The following is a 20,402-nucleotide window of genomic DNA, read 5'->3' as shown; positions in this document are numbered from 1 at the left end:
CCTCCTGTTTTATGTGTTGTTAGCCTGCCAGGTGCGGGATTCTAGACCCGCGGCGCCGCGTACATCTCTTCGATGACCGCTTCGAAATCCTTGGCCACCTGTGCGCGCTTGACCTTCATCGATGGCGTCAGGTGACCGGACGCCTCGGTGAAGTCGGACGGCACAATCCGGAAGGACTTTATGGCCTCGGCCTGGGAGACCGAGTCGTTGGCCTTGGTGATGAGTTCCTGTACGGCGGCCTTCACGACGGCGTTTTCCGCTGCCTGGTCCATGGTGGTGTCCGCAGGTTGGCCATGGCGCTGAAGCCAGCCGGGGAGTGCCTCCGGATCAAGGGTGACCAGCGCGCCGATGAACGGACGGTTGTCACCCACCACCAGCACCTGGGAAACCAATGCGTCGGCGCGGATCTGATCTTCCAGCAGTGCGGGGACTACATTCTTGCCGCTGGCAGTGACAATGATTTCCTTTTTGCGGCCGGTGATGCGCAGGAAGCCTTCGTCGTCCAACTGCCCGATGTCCCCGGTCCTGAACCAACCGTCAGTAAAGGTTTCCGAGGTGAGGTCTTCGCGCTTGTAGTAGCCCTTCATCACGCAGACGCCCTTGGCCAGGATCTCGCCGTCGTCGTCAATTCTTACCGAGTTACCGGGCAGCGGCTTGCCCACGGTGCCGATCCGGATCCGGGACGGAGTGTTGACCGAGACGGGCGCTGTGGTTTCGGTGAGCCCGTAACCTTCAAGGATCTGCAGTCCGATGCCTTGGAAGAAGTGGCCAAGCCGTTCACCCAGGGGGCCGCCGCCGGAGACCGCATGTGCCACATTGCCGCCCATGGCGGCACGTAGCTTCCCGTAGACGAGTTTGTCGAACAAAGCATGCTTGAGCTTAAGACCAAGGCCGATCCGGCCGGACTCGCGCGCCTTGGAGTAGGCGATGGCGGTGTCCGCCGCCCTGTGGAAGATGGCTCCCTTGCCGCCGTCCTCCGCTTTGGTCAATGCCGAGTTGTAAACCTTCTCGAAAACCCGTGGCACCGCCAGGATGAAGGTGGGCTGGTAACTCTGCAGGTCCGCCAAAAGGTTCTTGATGTCCGGTGTGTGGGCCACGGTAGCTCCTCCGGCCACGGCGAGGACAGAAATGAACCGGGCAAAAACGTGCGCGAGGGGCAGGAACATAATGGTTTTGGCGTTCTCATTAACGATCTCGCCAATGATCTCAAGGGCGTTCTCGGACAGTTCGACGAAGTTGCCGTGGGTGAGTTCGCAACCCTTGGGCCGGCCGGTGGTCCCCGAGGTGTAGATGATGGTTGCGACGTCGGCGAGGTTGGCCGCACTGCGCCGTGCTTCCAGTTCCGCATCGTCGATACCCGTGCCCGCCTGGCGCAATGCGTCAAGTCCGGCGCCTTCCAGCTGCCACACGTGCTGCAGTGCGGAAAGCCCTTCAGAGGTTGCCGCCTGGCGGATGATGTTCTCGTGGTGGGCGGTCTCACCGAAAGCAGCGACGGCACCGGAGTCACCAAGGTTCCAGGCGACCTGCGAGGGCGACGAGGTTTCATAGATGGGTACCGAGATGCCGCCCGCGAACCAGATCGCGAAGTCCACCAGCGCCCATTCATAGCGGGTCCTTGACATGATGCCTACGCGGTCGCCCGGGCCTACACCGCTGGCCATCAGGCCTTTGGCAAGCGCCGAAACGTCCGCCAGGAAATCACGGGCGCGGATGTCTTCCCACGTGCCGGAAGAACCAATCTTGGAGAAAAGGGCAGGGTTGCTGGCTTTTTCGGCCTGCTTGACCACCAGGTCAGTGATGTTCGTCTCCGGCGGGACAACAACCAGGGGCGGAACACTGGATTCGCGCACTGTAGCTCCTTTGATATCAGACTGCCCTTGCGACTACTGGTCTAAGACTAGTACGCAGGTGCAGCGCATGTGCAGACTTAAAAGCTACTGGCCAGTAACAAGCAGGTCAACGCCCTGACCTGCGGATTCGGGCAGCGCGCGGCCTAGACTGAAGAACTATGAGCGCCACGCTTCCCGGGGAGGACCCCGGAACAAATCTCCGCCCCGGCGGCTGGCGGCGGAAGTCCCGCCTTCCCGCGCCCCTTGCAGTGTCCCCGCTCGCCGGGAGCCGACCGTCAGGTCCCCGTCTCCGGCTGGGGCGGCGCGGCCTGGCCATCGGCATCGACATCGGCGGCACCAAGGTGGCCGCAGGAGTCGTCGACGCCAGCGGCAGGATCCTCTGCGGGGCCCGGAGGTCCACGCCTGGGAACGACCCGCGGGCGGTTGAAAACGTGATCGTGGAGCTCGTTGGGGAACTGGCATCGCAGTACAGGGTGGGTACCGTAGGGATCGGCGCTGCGGGATGGATGGACGTCGACGGCGGGACTGTCCTTTTCAGCCCCCATCTGGCGTGGCGGAATGAACCGTTGCGGGCAAACCTCCAGCGGCTCCTGAGGCGTCCTGTGTTCATCAGTAACGATGCCGACGCTGCCGCCTGGGCCGAATGGCGGTTCGGCCGCGGCCAGGGGCAGCGCCGTCTGGTATGCATCACGCTTGGAACGGGAATCGGCGGCGCCATGGTGATGGACGGCAGGGTCGAGCGGGGCATGTATGGCGTCGCGGGGGAGTTCGGCCATCAGATCATGATGCCCGGCGGCCACCGCTGCCAATGCGGAAACCGTGGTTGCTGGGAGCAATACGCTTCCGGTAACGCCCTGGGCCGCGAAGCGAGGGCGCTGGCGGAAGCCAACTCGCCGATCGCCAAGGAGCTCCTGGCCGCAGTCCAAGGCGATCCGGAACGGATCACGGGTGCCGTCGTGACCGAGCTTGCGCTTGCCGGGGATGCCGCCTGCATTGAACTGGTCGAAGACGTCGGCGAATGGCTGGGGCTGGGCCTGGCAAACCTGGCAGCCGCCCTCGACCCCGGAATGTTCGTCATCGGCGGCGGGCTCTGCTCGGCCGGCGAGCTTTTGCTGGAACCTGCGCGGAGAGCCTTCGCGCGCAACCTTACGGGGCGTGGTTTCCGGCCGGCCGCCACGATCGAACGTGCGGCACTTGGGCCGAGCGCCGGACTGATCGGCGCGGCCGACCTTTCCCGTGTCAGCAGCCGCAGCCGGCGCTGACACTTCTAGACGCGGGCGCCGTCGTCGGAGTCGTTTTTGTCTTGGGGCAGCCTCATGATCAGGTAGCCAACGGCAGCAACGAAAGCCGCAATAACACCCAGGATCGCCAGGAGCGGCGCCGCACGCCAGAACATCGCGAACAGCAGCAACGTGATCGGTCCGCCCAGCGCCCCGAGCCAGGCCAGCATGGTCAGCGGCTCTGTCCCGGCGAGGCTGGGTGGATCTTCCGGCACGAATTCGTCCCCGGCGTCATCGGTTTCATAGTCACGCGGCCCTGGCCCAACGGAGCCCATAGATCCGGCTGCCTGGGCACGCTCCGCGGCGGACGGCTCACGGCGGGCAGAACCAGCGAGGCCCAGTGGATCGAAGTCGGCGAATCCGGGCCGGCGCCCACTGGTGGCGGCGTCTGGCGGCAAAGGCCCCGCAGACGGTGGTTCTGGTGTTCCAGCTGCCTGTTCCGTACCGGACGCCGCCGAGGCATCCTGCTCATGCGGCGGAGTCTGCGGCTCTCCCTGCAGCCGCGATACCAGATCCAGCCAGACGGCGTCGTCCTGGTTGGCGCCCTGATCAGGTGATCCTGGATCCGGTCTGTTCATCCTGCCGTGCCTTCCGGAAGTGTTGCCTGGCCGGTTGCGGCCTGGCGACGAATGAAGTCCACGGAGCCGGTAAAGATGCTGGCGGCATCGTTGTCCAGGGTGGCCACGTGGTAGCTGTTTTCCAAGTAGCTTACGTCCAACGACGCTCCGGTAAGGCGGTCGCGGAGCAGGTTCAAGGAGGCGTCCGAGACAACGTGGTCCACGGTGGACCGGAAAACCCGAACGGGCGCCGCGATTCTGGGCAGCAGCCGGACCGTGTCCTTGAACATCAGGTGCAGCTGGTGTGCCGCCGCTACAGGCGTCCGGGGATACGCGCCTTCGTCGATTCCCTCCTTCATGATGTCGTTGGCGATGGCGGGTGTGCTCCGCAGGACGAATTTCAGCAGCCCCGACAAGGAGGACCGGGGATCATCGATCCGCAGCGCCGGGTTGACAAGCAATACGCCCGCAACCGGCCGGGTGGCGGCCAGCCGGAGGGCCAGGGCCCCTCCCATGGAGAGCCCGGCCGAAAACACCTGCCCGCATTCGGCGTCGAGTTCCAGGTACGCGTTGTCCACGGCCTCATGCCACTGCCGCCAGTTTGTCCGGGCGAGTTCCTGCCACGTGGTGCCGTGGCCGGGGAGCAGCGGCATCCGCACAGCGAATCCGGCGTCGGCCAGCGCGGTGGCCCAGTTTCTGAGCCCGTGCGGGCTTCCGGTAAAGCCATGGGACAGTACAACGCCCACGGTGGGACCCTCGCCCCGAAAGGCACTGCTGAAGGGGCTATGGTCAGGAATTACTTTCACCGGGTTTCCTTCGTTGATTCCTGGACATAAGACTCGGTTTTATTGACCGTTGAAGGTTGGGTACCACGACCGGCCTGCTTAAGGAAGAAATCTACTGAACCGGCGAAAATCGTGGCGGCATCAGCGTCCAGGGTTGCCACGTGTCCGCTGGCGGGAAGATCGGTGACCGTTGGTGGCATTGGAAGTCTGCGCTGAAGGATGGCAAGGGAGGTGGGAGGTACCACGACGTCGGTCATGGATCGGAATACCTGCACGGGCGCTGTGACGCTGCGGAGGGCACGCGTGGCGGCACCAAACAGCTTTTTCAGCTCGTGGACCGCGGCCAGCGGAGTACGTGAGTAGTCGCCGTCATCAGTGGGCGCCGCGGTGACATTCTCTTCCACGATGGGCATGGTGGTCCGCTGGAAGTGCTTGAGGACGCCGATCATCCGGACCCGTCTGTCATAAAAGCTCAGGCCCGGATTCACGATTGATACCCCGGCTACCGGATGGCGTGAGGCCGTTAAAAGGGCAATGGCGCCGCCCATCGACAGCCCGGCCACGAAGGTCGTCCGTGTGGTGGCGGCCAGTTCCAGGTAGGCCTCTTCGAAGGTGAGGTGCCAATCGCGCCAGCGTGAGCCGGCCAGCTCCTGCCAGTTGGTTCCGTGGCCCGGCAGCAGCGGGACGGAAACTGCGAAGCCCTGGCCGGCCAGGTGTTCAGCCCAGGGCAGGATGCTCAGGGGGCTGCCCGTAAAGCCGTGGCAAACGGCAACACCGATCGAAGCATTGGCGCCATGGCCGGGGTAGCTGAACCCGGCCCGGGTTCGCTGCTCGCTGCTTTCCGTCATGGCTCCATCGTGTCACTGTTCGATGCAATTCTCACTAGAGTAGGGTGGCAGTGGATTCCCGCCCAGCGGCCTGTTGAGCCGGGCTGCTGCCGTCCGGAGAGGTGCATCGCGTGTTTTATTGGGTCATGAAAAGGATCTTCCTCGGGCCGGTCCTCAAGGTGCTTTTCAGGCCATGGGTCAAGGGCCTGGATAACATTCCGGAGCATGGCGCGGCAATCCTGGCGTCAAACCACTTGTCTTTTTCGGACTCCATTTTTATGCCGTTGATGGTGCGGCGGCCAGTGGTTTTCCTCGCCAAGTCCGAGTACTTCACGGGGACCGGCATCAAGGGCGGCCTCACGGCGATGTTCTTTCGCCTGACCAACCAGTTGCCCATGGACCGCTCGGGAGGAGCCGCTTCGGCCGTCTCGCTCAACGCCGGCATGGACGTGCTGCGCAACGGCGGCCTGCTGGGAATCTACCCCGAAGGAACGCGCAGCCCGGATGCCCGCCTTTACCGCGGCAAGGTCGGCGTGGCCAAGCTGGCTCTGGAAGCCGGGGTTCCGGTAATCCCGGTAGCCATGATCGGCACTGACAAGGTCCAGCCCATCGGCAAGAGGCTGCCTAACATCCGCAGGATTGGCATGATTTTCGGTGAACCGCTGGACTTCAGCCAGTACCATGGCCAGTCGGAGGACCGTGCAGTGCAACGCGAGGTGACTGACCAGATCATGTCCCGGCTGATGCGCCTCTCCGGCCAGGAATACGTGGACGAGTACGCCGCCGTCGTCAAGCTTCGGCTAAGCGGGGCCGGTCCTGCCAGCCCGGACCACGGCTCCGGCCCTGACTCCGGAGACATCGCCGACCCGCCAAAAACGCCCGACGCCGGCAGCTGAGTGTGACGCCAGGGTACCCCTGATGACGGCGCCTGTACGCAGATCCTGCCGGAGGATACTACTCTTGTATGGTGACTGAGCTATCCGCAAAACCTGTCTTTTCCCTGTCCAGTACCGCCCAGAGCGGCGCCGCAGACTATCCGGGGCTTGATCACTGGCGTGATCTGCCCATTTCGCAGCAGCCCAACTGGCAGGACAAAGCGGTTTTTGACGCCTCGGTGCGTGAACTATCGGTGGTGCCGCCATTGGTGTTCGCCGGTGAAGTGGACATCCTTCGTGACCGCCTCGCCGCTGCCGCGCAGGGCAAAGCGTTCCTGCTCCAGGGCGGAGACTGTGCCGAAACATTTGAGGCCGCCACGGCTGACAAGATCAGCGCCCGCGTCCGCACGATCCTCCAGATGGCGGTAGTGCTCACGTACGGGGCGGCCATGCCCGTCATCAAGATGGGACGGATGGCCGGGCAGTTCGCCAAGCCGCGCTCCTCCAACGACGAGACCCGCGAAGGTGTCACCTTGCCGGCGTACCGCGGGGACATTGTCAACGGCTACGAGTTCACCCCTGAATCCCGCGGCCACGATGCCTCCCGCATGCTCCGCGCCTACCACACATCCGCTTCCACGCTGAACCTGATCCGTGCCTTCACGCAGGGTGGTTTTGCAGACCTCCGCTTGGTCCACCACTGGAACAAGGGATTCACGGAAAACCCTGCCCATGCACGCTACGAATCCCTGGCCCGCGAGATCGACCGTGCCATCACGTTCATGGACTCCTGTGGCGCTGACTTCGAGGCCCTCAAGAGGGTCGAGTTCTTCGCCAGCCATGAAGCCCTGCTCCTGGACTACGAGCGCGCCCTCACCCGCATCGACTCGCGGACAGGCCTGCCGTATGACACGTCGGCGCACTTCCTCTGGATCGGTGAACGCACCCGCGAACTGGACCACGCACACGTGGACTTCCTGTCCCGGGTACGCAACCCGATCGGCGTCAAGCTGGGCCCCGGAACCAGCGGAGACGACGCACTGCGCCTCATCGACAAGCTTGATCCCAACCGCGAACCTGGCCGCCTGACCTTCATCACGCGGATGGGTGCCGGTAACATCCGCGAGAAACTGCCCGCCGTCGTCGAAAAGGTCACAGCCTCCGGCGCCAAGGTCCTCTGGGTTACCGATCCCATGCATGGCAACACCGTCACGTCGCCGAACGGCTACAAGACCCGGAATTTCGACGATGTCATTGACGAGGTGCGAGGCTTCTTCGAAGTGCATCAGGCACTGGGAACGGTGCCCGGCGGCCTGCACGTCGAGATGACCGGTGACGATGTTGCCGAGTGCCTTGGCGGCGCCGACCCCATCGACCAGGATGCTTTCCTGGACCGCTACGAATCGGTATGCGATCCGCGGCTCAACCACATGCAGTCCCTTGAGATGGCCTTCCTGGTTGCAGGGGCGCTTTCCAAGAAGTAGCCACCGAAGACAGCGTGAAAAACTGCGCCTGCCGCTCCCGGACTCCGGAAGCGGCAGGCGCAGTTTTGTTAAGGAATCTAAACCACTGTCAGGGTAATGACCGAGCCCTCGGGGAGTTCCTTATCTCCGGGTTCCTGGGCGCGGACAGTGCCGAACAATCCGCCCAGGACCTCGTTGATTCTGACGTCGAAGCCCAGTTCCCTGAGCTCGGCCGCGGCCACGTTGGCCTGCTTGCCCACGAAATTTGGCACCTTCACCATTTTCGGTCCCTTGGAGATGGTCAGTTCCACTGTTCCACCACGCACCAGGGTGCCGTTGGCCGGTGCCTGCGCCACCACGCTGTCCTTGGGCACGTTAGGGTCGTTGACCTCGTCCACTACCTCGGCTTCAAGGCCAACTGCCTCGATGGCGTCCTCTGCAGCGTCCTTCTCCATGCCCGTCACGACCGGGACTGCGATGGGTTCCGGTCCCTTGGAAACCGTCAGGGCAATGGGAGTCCCGCGGCGGACTTCGGTAGCGGGGGCCGGGTCCTGGCTCAGGACGGTCCCCGCAGGCACCGTCTCATCGAAGACCTCGGTAACAGGCCCCAGCGCCATTCCCATGCTGTTCAGCGCGGATTTTGCCTCATCCAGCGAGCCGCCGGCCAGATCTTCAAGCGGGAACAGCTGCGGGCCCCGGGAGACAATCAGGGAGATCAGTTCGAAGCGCCGGATTTCAGTACCCCCTGGCGGTTCCGTGCCGATAACGTGACCCAAGGGTACGGCGTCGTCAAAGGCGCGGGCGGTGCTGTACTGGAAGCCTGCTTCGGTAAGCTCCAGCTTGGCGGCGTCCTCTGTTTTGTTGACCAGTTGGGGGATGACGCCAGGAGAGCCGGGTCCCATTCCGAAGAACCAACCTGCTCCAGTAGCCAGTGCGGTCACCAGGATCAGGACAATAATCCAAAGCACCCCACGACGGCGGGGGTTTCCTTCGCGGAGGTTCCGCACCGGCGTGACGGCTGCTTTGGCGCGGGCCTTGTCCTCTTCCCGGGCAGCCTTCTTTTGCGCGCGTTTGCCCAGGGGCGGGCGGGGGGCCGGAGCCTCCGGCGCTTGACCTGCGTATGGGCCGGGCCAGCCACTGCCTCCACCCATGTCGGATGGCGGCACTTGTGGCCCGGATACACCCGGCCTCCCGGATTGCCCGTGAACAGACTCGATCTGTGCTGTGGGGTACTCCCGGGGGAGGTAGGGGGCGCCTGCCCTCAGGGCATTGGAGGGGAAGACAGCCGTGGGATTGCTGGTGGCAGAAATGACTTCAGTGTGTTGCCGGGGTTCCGTTCCGGGCGGCCTGGATGGAGCCGGGGGCAGGGCGTGGCTTGGTGGCTGGACAGGTTTGGGTACCTGATGGCCGGCCGTCGCGGCGGCAGGTCGGGCGTCGAGTTCCTCGTCTGTCAAGCGCGTGCGGATGTGGCTGAGCTCCTCGAAGAGGGCCAGTCCGTCTACCGGCCGGTTTTCCGGATCGTTAGCCGTGCACCACTGAACCAGCTCGTCAACGTCTGCGGCCAGCCCCGGCACCAGCTGCGACGGCGGCGGGACCACGCCGTTGACATGCTGGTACGCCACCTGGATGGGGACATCGCCCTGGAAGGGCTGCCGGCCTGTGAGCATTTCGTACAGCATGATGCCCGCAGAGTAGATATCGCTGCGCGCATCTGCCGGCTTGCCGAGCACCAGCTCAGGGGAAATGTAGGCAACGGTGCCCAGCAGCGCGCCCGTGCTGGTGGATGTGGTAGCAGCGCGGGACAAGCCGAAGTCGCCTATCTTGATCCGGCCGTCCTTGGCGATGAGTACATTCTCCGGCTTGACGTCCCGGTGAATAAGACCGGCCAGATGGGCAGCTCCCAGCCCTTCGACAACAGGGCTTATCAGCGCGAGTGCCAGCCGGGTGGTCAGCCCGCCTTTTTCGGTGATCACGTCACGCAGGGTGTGGCCGTCAATGTACTCCATGACCAGGTACCCCGTGTTGCCGTCATAACCCTGGTCAAGCATTCCAACAACGTGGGGGTGGGACAACCTCGCGGCCGCCTTCGCTTCACGCCCCAGCCGGTCCAGGAAGTTCTGGTCGTGGGCCAGATGCGGGTGCAGAACCTTTAGCGCAACGTCACGGTCAAGTCGGAGGTCCGTGGCCAGGTAGACAGTGGACATGCCGCCGCGGGCAATGCGGGAGCGGATAGCATAGCGATGATCCACTGCCGTTCCCACCAGGGCGTCATAGAGGTTTTCCTGCACCTTACGATCCTAATCCTGACTGGATCAGGGCCCCAGCCGACAGACGGGCCCGGACCGTATCGTTATTGTTCCGCTGCACCGGCCGGCCGGGATGGACGGGCCGATCAACCTTTGCACCAGGCTGCCCGCGCCGACGGTTACTGGAAGTTCTTCTGGTGCGCCAGGATGGCTGCCACGTAGGCCTTCGTGTCGTCGTACATGCCGTTTTTGCTGACCGAGTACTGCCCCTGGTAGTAGCCGGCGATCGCATTTTCCATGCCGTTGCTCGTGGCCAGCAGCCTGCTGATAATGGCAACTCCGGCTGTGGCGTTGTCGTGGGGATCGAGCAGGTTCAAGCGGCGGCCCACCATGTCCGAGGCCCATTCCCCGGAACTCGGAATCACCTGCATGGTGCCGATGGCGTTAGCCGGCGAAACGGCGCGCTGGTTGAAGCCCGATTCCTGGAAGGCAAAGGCCAGGGCCAGCGCGGGATCGACACCCATGGAGCGGGCTGTGTTGGCGACGATAGCCCGCATCTCGTCCCGGCTGGGAACCGGTGAGGCATTAAGGAGTGCCTTGTTCTCGTTCGCCGAACTCACTACTGCTGCGGGGTACTCGAAGCCCAGGAAGGAACTGGGAACCAGCGGCGCTACGGTGGACGCCGGCTGAAGCGGGGCGGCGGCGGCGCCGGAAGCCGAGACCTTGATCTGCTGGCCCGGGTGGATGACCTTCGTGGCGGAGAGCTGGTTCCAGCTCAGCAGGTCAGACAGGGACACGCCATGCTTAGCGGCGATGCCGGACAGTGTGTCGCCGGCGCGGACGGAGTAGCTGGCAGCCCCAGCGGGGGCGGGGGCTGGCGCGGGCGCCGGTGCGGCAGTTGGTGCCGGTGCCGGTGCGGGTGCTGGCGCGCCCGGCTGGCTGGATACCTTGATCTGCTGGCCCGGGTGGATGAACTTCGCGGGTGAGAGCTGGTTCCAGCTCAAGAGGTCGGACAAGGACACCCCGTGCCGGGCAGCGATGCCACTCAGGGTATCGCCGGCGCGGACGGTGTAGCTGGCGGTCCCGGCCGGCGCCGGCGCTGCCGTGGCGGCGGCTGTTGGTGCAGTCGCCGATGATCCGGGCTGGCCGGTGAGCTTGATCTTCTGGCCCGGATAGATCAGCGTGTTGGGCGAGAGATTGTTCAGGGACAGTACTTCTGCTGTGTTCAGGCCGAATTTCGCGGCGATGGCCGTCACTGTATCTCCGCGGACCACCGTGTACTGAGAAGGGGTGGAGGGCGCGGCCGGCAGGAAGGACTTGGGAAGGGCAGAAGAGACGGCCGAGGCGGGAATTGTCGTCTTTGCTCTTGCGGCCTGGGTCTGCGCCTTAATTGCCGCATCGAGCGAGGCGGGCAGGGATCGGGCAGGTGACTGGGCCTGGGCGGGCTGAGCCAGCGCCAGGGAGGAAAGCATCACGGCGGGAAGGGCAGCGGTAGCCGCGGCCATGATGGGCAGACGTGGACGGTTCGGCTGTTGGGGCAGACGTGACGGGGTCATGGAAGGAGGTTCCTCTTCTCGGCCGGGCTGCTGCTGGCACGTGTTGATGACTCGGGTATCTTCGGGGTGCGGCTTGGGGGTACTGCTGTTACTCATGTTACTGAAGTTGTTAAAGTGATTAGTGCGAATGTCTCACGAATTTACCGCTAGCACAAGAAATCGGCTTAAGGGAGAAATTCCTGATCAGGCGGTGTGTCGGGCTTTGGCAGGGCCCCCGCCGGGCTCCGACTAGGCGCCCGGGCAGGGCGCATGGCAACCTTGTGTCGTGAGTAATATCGAAAGCCTCGTGGGCGAGTGGCTGCCCCTGCCAGATGTCGCCGAACTCCTGAATGTTTCCATCACCCGGGTTCACAGCCTGTTGGATGAGCGGTCCCTCGCGGCTCTGCGCGTTGGCGACAGGAATATCCGTAAAGTTCCGGCCGCCTTCATCCAGGATGGTGAAGTGGTGGACAGCCTTAGGGGCACCATCGTGGTGTTATCCGACGCCGGATATTCAGACGAAGACCTCATCAGCTGGTTGTTCACGCCTGACGAATCTCTGCGTGGAAGGCCCATTGATGCCCTTCGTGAGGGCCGCAAGACTGAAATCCGACGCCGCGCGCAAACGCTGGCCTGGTAGCAGCTTCGCCGTCCGGCCGGCCCAGCATCGCGAACCCACGGAAGCCGGCCCGGCTCTGACGGGCCGGCCGCCGCTCAGGAAGCGCGGCTGACGGAAGCCTCTGCTAACTTCCGCAGTGCGGTACGGGAAAATTCATCCACCGGCATTTCCGCCAGGGCCGTCAGTGCTGAATCGGCAAACTGGCTGATGAGCAGCTCTGTCGCTCGCAGTGCGCCGCAGTCCATGATAATCCGGCGGATCTCTTCCACATCTGTTGCATCAAGCTCAGGGCTACCCAGTTTCTGGTCGATGAACGCCGACTCCGTTGGGTTGGCCTGCTCCAGGGCGAGGGCAACAAGAACCGTGCGCTTGCCTTCCCGCAGATCATCACCAGCAGGCTTGCCGGTGGTGACGGGGTCGCCGAAGACTCCCAGGACATCGTCCCGCAGCTGGAAAGCTTCGCCTAATGGCAGGGCAAAGGCTGAGTAGCCACGGAGAAGGTCGTCATGTGCACCGGCCAGCGCACCGCCCAGCGCCAGCGGGTGTTCCGTGGAATACTTGGCGGATTTGAAGCGGATGATCGACTGCGCGCGTGTCACGGCCTGCGCCCTGTCGCGGACCGGTCCGGCCACTTCTTCCAGGATGTCAAGATATTGCCCGGCCATGACCTCTGCCCGCATGAGGTTGAAAATCAACCGCGCACGGCTCCCTGAGGCGGCCCTGGGGCCGATGTCGGTAAAAGCCTCTTCGCTGAAAGACAGGCACAGATCGCCGGCAAGAATTCCGGCTGCCTGGCCAAACCGTTCACCGTCCAGCGCCCATCCCTGTTCCTGATGCAGGTGCCCGAACCGCCGATGGACACTGGGGCCACCGCGGCGGGTATCCGAACGGTCAATGATGTCGTCGTGAATCAATGCCGCAGCCTGGAAGAGTTCCAGGGCCGCACCCGCAGTGACAATTTCCTCTGCGTCGGCGCTGCCGCCGGCACCCCGCCATCCCCAGTAGCACATCAGGGCTCGAAGCCGCTTGCCCCCGGTGACCAGGTTGGAAATGGAATCCATGATGGGATCGATGTCGGGGGAGATGGCAGCCATAATCTCGTGGCGGCCTGCCAGGAACCCGCGCAGCCTGGCTGCCACTGCTGCGACGTAGTCCGCTTGCTCAACAAGGAGCTGTTCGGCCGCCGTCACTTGATGGACTCAGGCGCGACGTTCGCGCCGAGGGTGAAGGTAGACGTGCCGCCGGCTTCGACCACAGACAGGTTGATGGTCTCGTTGGTGCCGCGGATAAAGTCCTTTGACGTCACGCTTCCGACCGACTCTCCGGGGACGGCCGTAAAGCCCTGCCCGCCGATGGCCGCAGTGTAGAACTCGACGACGGCGGCAGGCTGCCCCGGGATGCTGGCCACCAGTGCCGCGTTGGCAGGGACCGATGACTTGTCGAAGCTGCTGGAAACGACGGTTGCCCCAGGCATCAGCGGCAGCAGGGCGGTCGGGAAACCTTCGACGACGGTCCCCACTGTTGCGGAAGCAGTGGGTTGTCCGCCGTCCTCCTTCTCTGCGGTCGGGGTGGGCAGCGGGTCCACTGACGTTGTGGCGGACGGGGCCGGAGGGGATGATTGAACCGGGCCGCCGGACGTGCAGGCGGTTAGCGCCAGGACGGCCCCCGTGGCGAGCAGCACCACGCGAAGCGGCGCCTTCATACCAATAGTCGTCACAGGGCAGTTCCTCCTGGAGTTGTAAAACGGACGTTGAAAAACGGGATACTGCCTCCAGTTTAGTCAGTCCCCCAACATAGGATTGCAGCGTGCGCGTGGATAGGGACAGAAGCGGAAAGATCGGCAGGGTGCAGGAGAATGGTGTCGGCCTGCCATCGACGCCGGCCGGGCCGGGCCGCCGCAGTGCCATTCTGCACGTGGATATGGATGCGTTCTTCGTATCGGTTGAACTTCGCAGCCGCCCGGAGCTGCGCGGCAAACCCATCATTGTGGGGTTTCCCGGCGAACGCTCGGTGGTGCTGTCCGCCTCGTATGAAGCGCGTTCTTCGGGCGTGAAATCGGCGATGCCGATGGCAGTAGCGGTCCGGATGTGCCCGCAGGCCCTCGTGATCGAACCCCGCCACGGCCTCTATTACGAGGTCTCCGCTCAGTTGATGGCGCTCTTTGAATCCATTACGGACCTGGTCGAGCCGTTGAGCGTGGATGAAGCCTTCCTGGACGTCAGCGGCGCCATCCGCCGGCTTGGTCCTCCTGCGGAGATCGGCGCCCTCATCCGCCGCCGGGTGTCCAGCGAACTAGGGATCACCGCTTCGGTAGGAATAGCCGTCAACAAGTTCGTGGCGAAGATTGCCTCAACCCGCTGCAAGCCGGACGGGCTGCTGGTGATCGAGCCCGAAGAAACCGTTCCATACCTGCACTCCCTCCCGGTGGGAGCGCTTTGGGGTGTTGGTGAAAAGACCGCCCAGGTGCTGGCGCGGATGGGGATCAGGACCGTCGCGGATGTCGCTGCCACACCGGCGTCGTCCCTTAAGAGATCCCTCGGAGCCACCGGTGAACACATCCACCGCCTCGCCTGGGGGATCGACTCCCGGCCGGTAACCCCCGTCAGGGAAGAAAAGAGCATTGGGGCGGAAGAGACGTTTACCACTGACACCTTTGACGACGTCCTCCTCCACCGCGAGTTGCTTCGGCTCGCGCACCGCACCGCGTCGAGGCTGCGTAATTCCGGGATGCTGGCAAGGACCGTGGCCCTGAAGCTCCGCTACTCCGACTTTTCGACTGTTACGCGGAGCCGGACGGTTCCCACACCCATTGACAGCGCACAGCTGGTCTATGAAGTGGCCGTCCAGTTGCTGGCCGGCCTGGGCGCGCGTCCCCTGGCTGTCCGGCTGGTAGGGGTGCGTGCGGAGCAGCTTGAGCCCAAATCGCTCACAGCGCTCCAACTCAGCCTTGATCGGCGGGATGACAACTGGCGTGCGGCCGAGGAAGCACTTGATGAAGTCACCCGACGTTTTGGCAACAAATCCGTCCTTCCGGCCAGATTGCTGGACACTCCCGGGGAATCGGGCTGACTCTTCCAGGTGAAATCCCAGCCAGCCGAAATCCCAGGTGTCTTTCAGTTCCGGCCCGGACAAACTATCCTTATTTGTACATAGATTTTCGAACGTTTGGACATGGTTCAGGAGCTATCGCAATAGTGGCTGCTGCTTTGGGGTCCGGGCGTCTGCGGTTTCTTCGCCAGTGACGGCGAAGGGGAACCAAGTCGGGTGACCGGGCGTTAAGGAAGCGGAAGTATTTGCTGGGCCTGGCCGGACGTTGGCCTACATTAAGGAGGTCGTGATGCCGCTCTCGGAGCACGAACAGAAGTTGCTGGAACAGCTCGAGAAGCAACTGCATGAGGACGATCCCAAGTTTGCCAGCTCCATGGGATCCGATCCTGCGCGCTCTTGGTCAACGCGGCACATCATTATGGGTGTGTTCTGTGCCTTGGCCGGAATCTTGTTGTTGCTCGTCGGCGTGACCATACAAAACATTTTTGTGGGGGTCCTCGGTTTCATCATCATGGGCGCAGGCGTTTATTTTGCCACCCTCCGCAGCTCAGCCGGCAAATCCGGTAAGGGTGCTGGACGCTCTGCCAAAGGTGCCAAGCAGCGCAGCTCGTTTATGAGCAGCCTCGAAGAACGCTGGGATGAAAGGCGCCGCGGCGAACCCTAGGCCGACGCTCCACTTTCCTCCCTGGGCATCCCGCCCTTCTTGTTGACAGGCATCGAATGACCCGCTCCGGCGGGTCCTTCGCCATTTAACGGGCCCTTTGGCACTCTCAGGTTCCTAGGCGTCGAGGAGGGGCGCCCCGGCCCTCCACTTCCCACCACCGACGTTTGCCCAGTGCCTGCGCGGATTTGTTGCGTCTTCCCGCAGCCATCTGCCCCGTGTCGCGTTGACTGGGGAGGAAAGTGGAGTAATGTGGAGGACATAAGAGGGTAGTGGCAGCGCAGGAGTGCAATCCCTAACATCAGACGGGCGGTGGGCCAGTGTTTCTGGGCACTCATTCGCCGCGGCTTGATGAGAAGGGGCGGATTATCCTGCCGGCCAAGTTTCGCGAGGAACTTGCGGCCGGTCTGGTCCTCACCAGGGGCCAGGAGCGTTGCATCTACGTCTTCAGCGAGAAGGAATTCTCGCGGGTACACGAGCAAATGCGGGAGGCGCCCATCTCTTCCCGGCAGGCCCGTGACTACATCCGCGTCTTTCTTTCTGGAGCCTCTGACGAGGTACCCGACAGGCAGGGGCGGATAACCATTCCGCCCGCGCTAAGGGAGTACGCAGGATTGGGGCGCGAGCTGGCCGTTATCGGAGCCGGAACGCGCGCTGAGATCTGGGATGCCCAAGCCTGGAGCCAGTACCTCGCGGAGCAGGAAACTGCCTTCTCCGAAACCGACGACGCTATTCCGGGAATCCTGTGATCACCGGAAGCAGCCCGCCGGAGGGTTCTTGAATGGGATCTCCAGCCGCCCATCCAACGCTCCACCTGACTCACTTCCCCGGAGCCAGGCGGACGCAGGGGATAGGCGCGGATGGGGATCCGGTTTAAGAACCAGCTCAGTGTCCAGAATTCCACTTCACCGAGTCGACAGGAGGACGAAGGCATGACAGACCAGCCCAAGCCAACGTCCGAACGCCATGTACCGGTCCTGCGGGACCGGTGCATCAATCTGCTGGCTCCCGGGTTCGAGGCTGCACGGAAACGGGGCGAGACGCCCGTAGCGATCGACGCGACGCTCGGTATGGGCGGCCACTCCGAGGCCATGCTCCAGCGCTTCCCGGACCTGCACCTGATCGGCATTGACCGCGACGAAGAAGCCCTTGCGCTGGCAGGAGCCAGGCTGGCTCCTTACCAGGAACGGACGGACCTGGTCCACGCCATTTACGACGAAATCGAAGCCGTACTGGACGATCTTGGCTTTGCTGAAGTCCACGGCGTCCTGATGGACCTTGGCGTGTCCTCACTGCAACTCGACGAGCGCGAGCGTGGCTTCGCATACTCCTTCGACGCACCGCTGGACATGCGCATGGACACCAGCCGGGGGCAGACTGCAGCGGACGTGGTTAACAACTACAGCGAAGAAGACCTGGTGCGGATTATCCGAACGTGGGGCGAGGAGAAGTTCGCGGGCCGGATTGCCAACCGGATAGTCTCTGCCCGCGTCTCACAGCCATTTACTACCACCGGCCAACTGGTGGACGTCATTCGGGCCGTCGTTCCCGCCGGTGCCGCCAAGTCCGGCGGGCATCCGGCCAAAAGGACCTTCCAGGCCCTTCGCATCGAGGTCAATGAAGAACTGGATGTCCTTCAGCGGGCCGTGCCCGCTGCGGTCGCTGCGACGGCGCTCGGCGGACGCGTAGTGGTGATGTCGTATCACTCACTGGAAGACAAGATTGTTAAGTCCGTCTTCCAGGCCGGTTCCAAGTCCTCCGCACCGCTGGGCTTTCCGGTGGAACTGGAGGAACACAAACCGCATCTGAAAACCCTGACCAAGGGAACTGAGGTGCCCACTGCGGCAGAAATCGAAGAGAACCCTCGTGCCGCGTCAGCCCGGCTGCGCGCAGTCGAACGGATCAAGCCCGGGAGGTCCGCATGAGCTCAGCAGCAGCACCAAACTTGCCCCTGTCTCCAGGCGGCAGCACCCGCAGCCTGGACCCGGGTCGCCGCCGGGAGCGTACCCCGCTCTCCGTTGTCCGGTCGGTGCCACGGAAGCGCCGCACACCTTTTGTGGTGATGTGCTTTGCTCTGTTGGCGCTTGCCCTGGTGACCGTTCTCGTCCTGAACATCCAGGTCTCCTCAGCGCAGTACAGCCTGGTTCAACTCAAAAGCACGCAGTCCACCCTGACGAAGGAAAATCAGGAACTGGCACAGCAGGTGCAGAACTTTGAAGCTCCACAGAACCTGGCTGCCAAGGCCACCCAGTTGGGTATGGTTGCCTCCCCAAGTAAGGGTCAGATCGACCTTTCCACGCTTAAGGTCACCGGAAAGGCCACTCCGGCAGCGTCCGGTGTTCCGGGCGGGGCAGTCATCCCTGCTCCGGCCGTCGCCGGACAACTCAGCGTCGTACCGCCCGCCACTTCGGGTGAGCCCCTGGAGAACCGGGCCCCGGCTGAGGCGTCGGAACCCGCCGACACCGCTCCGGAATCTCCGGAGGTGCCGGCAGCGGGTACTGCAGCGGGGACAGGAGCCGCGCCAGAAGGTCAGCCCCCTGCGGCGCCGGCGCCAGCTGTCGAATTGAACGGCGGTTCGGTGCCGGAACCGGAACAGCGGACTCCAGGACAGTAACCAACGATCGGCCCCACCAGGCAGCAAGGGATAATCGTGGCGCAAGATACCGGCAAACCTGGAGCATCAGGAAAGAAGCCGCGGCTGTCCGCCACCGCGGGGCAGGCCAGACCGCTGGGCAAGGCCGGAACTGCAACCGGATCCAAGGCCGGACAACGCAAAGCCCGCGCCCGTTCCAATGGTCGGCCCCAGCCTCCGGGGGCCAGTGGTCGCCTGCGCATGGGACTGGGAATAATGCTGGTCCTCCTCCTCGTGGTGGGTGGAAGGTTGTTCATGGTGCAGGGGCTGGACGTGGGTGGGATGGCTGAAGCTGCGTTGAAGAACCGCCTGCAGCCTGCCGTGCTCCTGGCCGAACGGGGCAGCATATTGGACGCCGATGGAACCGTGCTGGCGAACAGCGTGATCCGCTACAACGTAGTAGTGGACCAACTCCGTAACACTGAAAATGACTCGTTCTACAGGCTCAACGACAATGGCGAGCTGGTGGAGGTCAGTCGTGACCAGGGCATCGGGGAGCTGGCAGCACTCCTGGGGTTGAAAGTGGAGGACGTCCGCCAGGCAGTGACAGGGGAGTCCCGCTACACCATCCTCGCCAAGGACGTGGAGCCGGACGTGGAAGCCCGGATTTCCAAGCTTCGTATACCGGGCCTGGTCACTGAAGGCGTCAGTAAGCGCGTCTATCCCAACGGGTCCGTAGCCGGCGGCATTGTTGGTTTCCTTGTAGACGGAACCGGCCAGGCCGGCCTGGAGCAGACCCAGGATGAGGTGCTTCGAGGCAAGGACGGTGAACGGCTCTTTGAGATCGGCGCCGACGGCCTCCGGATCCCGGTGGGCATCGACGAACTGACGCCGGCAGTGGACGGCAAGGACGTCAAACTGACCTTGAGCGCGGATCTCCAGTATTTTGCCCAGCAGGCGATCCAGACGCAGAAGGAAGCGCTGGGTGCAGAGTGGGCCTCACTTGTTGTCACAGAGATCAAGACCGGCAACATTATTGCGATGGCAGACACCAACGCTCCGGACCCGAACAATCCTGGTGCCGTGGATGCCAAAGACCGTGGCGTCCGGTCGGTCACAGCCGCCTATGAGCCCGGATCAGTGGAAAAGATGATGACCCTTGCAGCGCTGATCGAGGAGGGCAAAGCGACGCCGTTGTCCGAATACTCACTGCCTTCCCACGAAATGAACTTCAACGGGCAGACTATCGGTGACTCTTTCGAACACGGCCCGGAGACGAGGACACTGGCGGGCATTCTGGGTTACTCCATGAACACCGGTACCGTGGCAGCCGGCCAGGCCCTGACCAAGGAGCAGCGTTATAACTGGCTCAAGAAGTTTGGCATAGGCGACGCTCCAGACATTGGGCTACCCTCCCAGGCCTCAGGCATCCTCAGCTCATGGGAACAGTGGGATGAGCGGCAGGAACTGACGGTGATGTTCGGGCAGGGTGTTTCCCAGTCAACCTTGCAGACTGTCCGCGCCTATCAGTCCATTGGGAATAACGGCGTCATGCTTCAGCCCAGGTTGATAGACAGCTACATTGGCCCTGATGGGACCGAGGAAAAGGTAGAGGCCAAGCCTGCGCAGCAGGTGGTATCCAACGAAACGGCCCAGCAGGTCCAGGACATGCTGGAGAGCGCCGTTACCGAAGGCCGCATCAAGGACGCGGCCATCGATGGTTACCGCGTGGGCGCTAAAACGGGAACCGCTGAATCCCCGTGCGACAACGGCTTGGGGTTCTGCGGGTTTACGTCGTCAATTGTGGGGATGGCTCCCATGGACGACCCACAGTTTATTGTTGAGGTAGTGGTGCAACGGCCACAGCCCAAATTAACAACCTTCTCACTGGGGCCGGTGTTCCGGTCAGTGATGAGCCAGGTACTGCGGACCCACAACGTCCAGCCGTCCACCGGAGAACCAGTGCGGCTCCCGCAGTTCGCCGAGTAGGCGGGGCCGGGCCTGCCAAGCCGGCTATGCCCGCTTCCGCTTGCCGGGCACAAGGTTCGTTTTTATCCAGCATGACCTGCCTGCGGGGACTACCC

The 20,402-nt window shown here is 63.4% G+C and carries 18 protein-coding genes; 10 read left to right on the top strand and 8 right to left on the bottom strand.

From position 1 onward, the window contains the following. Window positions 1–41: 41 nt before the first annotated feature. Entirely contained in the window at window positions 42–1,850 is a 1,809-nt protein-coding gene (locus AC50X5_RS12220; RefSeq protein ID WP_494976348.1) for an AMP-dependent synthetase/ligase, read from the bottom strand. Between the two features lie 158 nt (window positions 1,851–2,008). On the opposite strand from AC50X5_RS12220, the gene AC50X5_RS12215 reads away from it, so the two are divergent. Then, entirely contained in the window at window positions 2,009–3,112 is a 1,104-nt protein-coding gene (locus AC50X5_RS12215; RefSeq protein ID WP_494976347.1) for an ROK family glucokinase, read from the top strand. A 5-nt stretch (window positions 3,113–3,117) separates the two neighbouring features. Here AC50X5_RS12215 and AC50X5_RS12210 read toward each other — a convergent pair whose 3' ends face one another. Genes AC50X5_RS12210 through AC50X5_RS12200 form a run of 3 tightly spaced genes read right to left on the bottom strand, consistent with a single transcriptional unit; the run spans window position 3,118 to window position 5,320 of the window. Beyond that, window positions 3,118–3,708 carry a hypothetical protein gene (locus AC50X5_RS12210; RefSeq protein WP_494976346.1) on the bottom strand — a complete coding sequence of 197 codons (591 nt, stop codon included), beginning with the start codon at window positions 3,706–3,708 and terminating at the stop codon, window positions 3,118–3,120. Beyond that, window positions 3,705–4,493 carry an alpha/beta hydrolase gene (locus AC50X5_RS12205; protein ID WP_494976345.1) on the bottom strand — a complete coding sequence of 263 codons (789 nt, stop codon included), beginning with the start codon at window positions 4,491–4,493 and terminating at the stop codon, window positions 3,705–3,707. Before AC50X5_RS12205 ends, AC50X5_RS12210 begins: the two co-directional genes overlap by 4 nt. After that, the gene (locus AC50X5_RS12200) at window positions 4,490–5,320 is read right to left on the bottom strand and encodes an alpha/beta hydrolase (RefSeq protein ID WP_494976344.1); all 831 of its coding nucleotides are present in this window, start codon (window positions 5,318–5,320) and stop codon (window positions 4,490–4,492) included. Before AC50X5_RS12200 ends, AC50X5_RS12205 begins: the two co-directional genes overlap by 4 nt. A 110-nt stretch (window positions 5,321–5,430) precedes the next feature. Between AC50X5_RS12200 and AC50X5_RS12195 the strand changes: the two genes are divergently transcribed. Together AC50X5_RS12195 and AC50X5_RS12190 are read left to right on the top strand one after the other, a co-directional pair. Continuing rightward, window positions 5,431–6,195 (top strand): lysophospholipid acyltransferase family protein, encoded by a 765-nt coding sequence (locus AC50X5_RS12195; protein ID WP_494976343.1) that lies wholly within the window; start codon window positions 5,431–5,433, stop codon window positions 6,193–6,195. 68 nt (window positions 6,196–6,263) lie between these two features. Beyond that, the gene (locus AC50X5_RS12190) at window positions 6,264–7,658 is read left to right on the top strand and encodes a class II 3-deoxy-7-phosphoheptulonate synthase (protein ID WP_494976342.1); all 1,395 of its coding nucleotides are present in this window, start codon (window positions 6,264–6,266) and stop codon (window positions 7,656–7,658) included. 77 nt (window positions 7,659–7,735) lie between these two features. On the opposite strand, the gene AC50X5_RS12185 is transcribed toward AC50X5_RS12190, so the two are convergent. Both AC50X5_RS12185 and AC50X5_RS12180 read right to left on the bottom strand, forming a co-directional pair. After that, complete coding sequence (locus tag AC50X5_RS12185; RefSeq protein WP_494976341.1) at window positions 7,736–9,925, bottom strand: Stk1 family PASTA domain-containing Ser/Thr kinase; 2,190 nt, start codon at window positions 9,923–9,925, stop codon at window positions 7,736–7,738. 137 nt (window positions 9,926–10,062) lie between these two features. Then, window positions 10,063–11,439, bottom strand: a complete 1,377-nt coding sequence (locus tag AC50X5_RS12180) for a LysM peptidoglycan-binding domain-containing protein (RefSeq protein ID WP_494976340.1) — start codon at window positions 11,437–11,439, stop codon at window positions 10,063–10,065. Between the two features lie 265 nt (window positions 11,440–11,704). Here AC50X5_RS12180 and AC50X5_RS12175 point away from each other — a divergent pair, with 265 nt between their 5' ends. Continuing rightward, the gene (locus tag AC50X5_RS12175) at window positions 11,705–12,058 is read left to right on the top strand and encodes an Rv2175c family DNA-binding protein (RefSeq protein ID WP_494976339.1); all 354 of its coding nucleotides are present in this window, start codon (window positions 11,705–11,707) and stop codon (window positions 12,056–12,058) included. Between the two features lie 74 nt (window positions 12,059–12,132). Here the strand turns inward: AC50X5_RS12175 and AC50X5_RS12170 are convergent, their stop codons facing one another. Further along, the gene (locus tag AC50X5_RS12170; protein ID WP_494976338.1) at window positions 12,133–13,227 is read right to left on the bottom strand and encodes a polyprenyl synthetase family protein; all 1,095 of its coding nucleotides are present in this window, start codon (window positions 13,225–13,227) and stop codon (window positions 12,133–12,135) included. Continuing rightward, window positions 13,224–13,754 (bottom strand): hypothetical protein, encoded by a 531-nt coding sequence (locus AC50X5_RS12165; protein WP_494976337.1) that lies wholly within the window; start codon window positions 13,752–13,754, stop codon window positions 13,224–13,226. The genes AC50X5_RS12170 and AC50X5_RS12165 overlap by 4 nt, the downstream gene beginning before the upstream one ends. 128 nt (window positions 13,755–13,882) lie before the next feature. Between AC50X5_RS12165 and dinB the strand changes: the two genes are divergently transcribed. From dinB to AC50X5_RS12135, 6 genes are all read left to right on the top strand, one after another. After that, window positions 13,883–15,106 carry a DNA polymerase IV gene (gene dinB, locus AC50X5_RS12160; protein ID WP_494976407.1) on the top strand — a complete coding sequence of 408 codons (1,224 nt, stop codon included), beginning with the start codon at window positions 13,883–13,885 and terminating at the stop codon, window positions 15,104–15,106. Between the two features lie 268 nt (window positions 15,107–15,374). Next, the gene (locus AC50X5_RS12155) at window positions 15,375–15,749 is read left to right on the top strand and encodes an SCO2097 family morphological protein (protein WP_494976336.1); all 375 of its coding nucleotides are present in this window, start codon (window positions 15,375–15,377) and stop codon (window positions 15,747–15,749) included. A 317-nt stretch (window positions 15,750–16,066) separates the two neighbouring features. Then, window positions 16,067–16,495, top strand: coding sequence for a division/cell wall cluster transcriptional repressor MraZ (mraZ, locus tag AC50X5_RS12150; RefSeq protein ID WP_494976335.1), 429 nt, complete (start codon window positions 16,067–16,069; stop codon window positions 16,493–16,495). Window positions 16,496–16,678: 183 nt separating this feature from the next. After that, window positions 16,679–17,671: a 16S rRNA (cytosine(1402)-N(4))-methyltransferase RsmH gene (gene rsmH / locus AC50X5_RS12145; protein WP_494976334.1), complete on the top strand. Its 993-nt coding sequence runs from the start codon at window positions 16,679–16,681 to the stop codon at window positions 17,669–17,671. Next, window positions 17,668–18,360, top strand: coding sequence for a cell division protein FtsL (gene ftsL, locus AC50X5_RS12140; protein WP_494976333.1), 693 nt, complete (start codon window positions 17,668–17,670; stop codon window positions 18,358–18,360). Before rsmH ends, ftsL begins: the two co-directional genes overlap by 4 nt. Before the next feature lie 219 nt (window positions 18,361–18,579). Continuing rightward, window positions 18,580–20,307, top strand: a complete 1,728-nt coding sequence (locus AC50X5_RS12135) for a peptidoglycan D,D-transpeptidase FtsI family protein (protein WP_494976406.1) — start codon at window positions 18,580–18,582, stop codon at window positions 20,305–20,307. Window positions 20,308–20,402 lie beyond the last annotated feature (95 nt).

It is taken from the genome of Pseudarthrobacter sp. MDT1-40-2 (assembly GCF_059383595.1).
Note: the sequence above shows the minus strand (reverse complement) of the source record. Positions and strands in the feature narration are given on the sequence as shown.

Coding starts and splice junctions, on each gene's coding strand:
- AC50X5_RS12215 (WP_494976347.1), top strand. CDS start 2,009: ATGAGCGCCACGCTTCCCGGGGAGGACCCCGGAACAAATCTCCGCCCC.
- AC50X5_RS12210 (WP_494976346.1), bottom strand. CDS start 3,708: ATGAACAGACCGGATCCAGGATCACCTGATCAGGGCGCCAACCAGGAC.
- AC50X5_RS12200 (WP_494976344.1), bottom strand. CDS start 5,320: ATGACGGAAAGCAGCGAGCAGCGAACCCGGGCCGGGTTCAGCTACCCC.
- AC50X5_RS12190 (WP_494976342.1), top strand. CDS start 6,264: ATGGTGACTGAGCTATCCGCAAAACCTGTCTTTTCCCTGTCCAGTACC.
- AC50X5_RS12180 (WP_494976340.1), bottom strand. CDS start 11,439: ATGACCCCGTCACGTCTGCCCCAACAGCCGAACCGTCCACGTCTGCCC.
- AC50X5_RS12155 (WP_494976336.1), top strand. CDS start 15,375: ATGCCGCTCTCGGAGCACGAACAGAAGTTGCTGGAACAGCTCGAGAAG.
- rsmH (WP_494976334.1), top strand. CDS start 16,679: ATGACAGACCAGCCCAAGCCAACGTCCGAACGCCATGTACCGGTCCTG.
- ftsL (WP_494976333.1), top strand. CDS start 17,668: ATGAGCTCAGCAGCAGCACCAAACTTGCCCCTGTCTCCAGGCGGCAGC.
- AC50X5_RS12135 (WP_494976406.1), top strand. CDS start 18,580: ATGGGACTGGGAATAATGCTGGTCCTCCTCCTCGTGGTGGGTGGAAGG.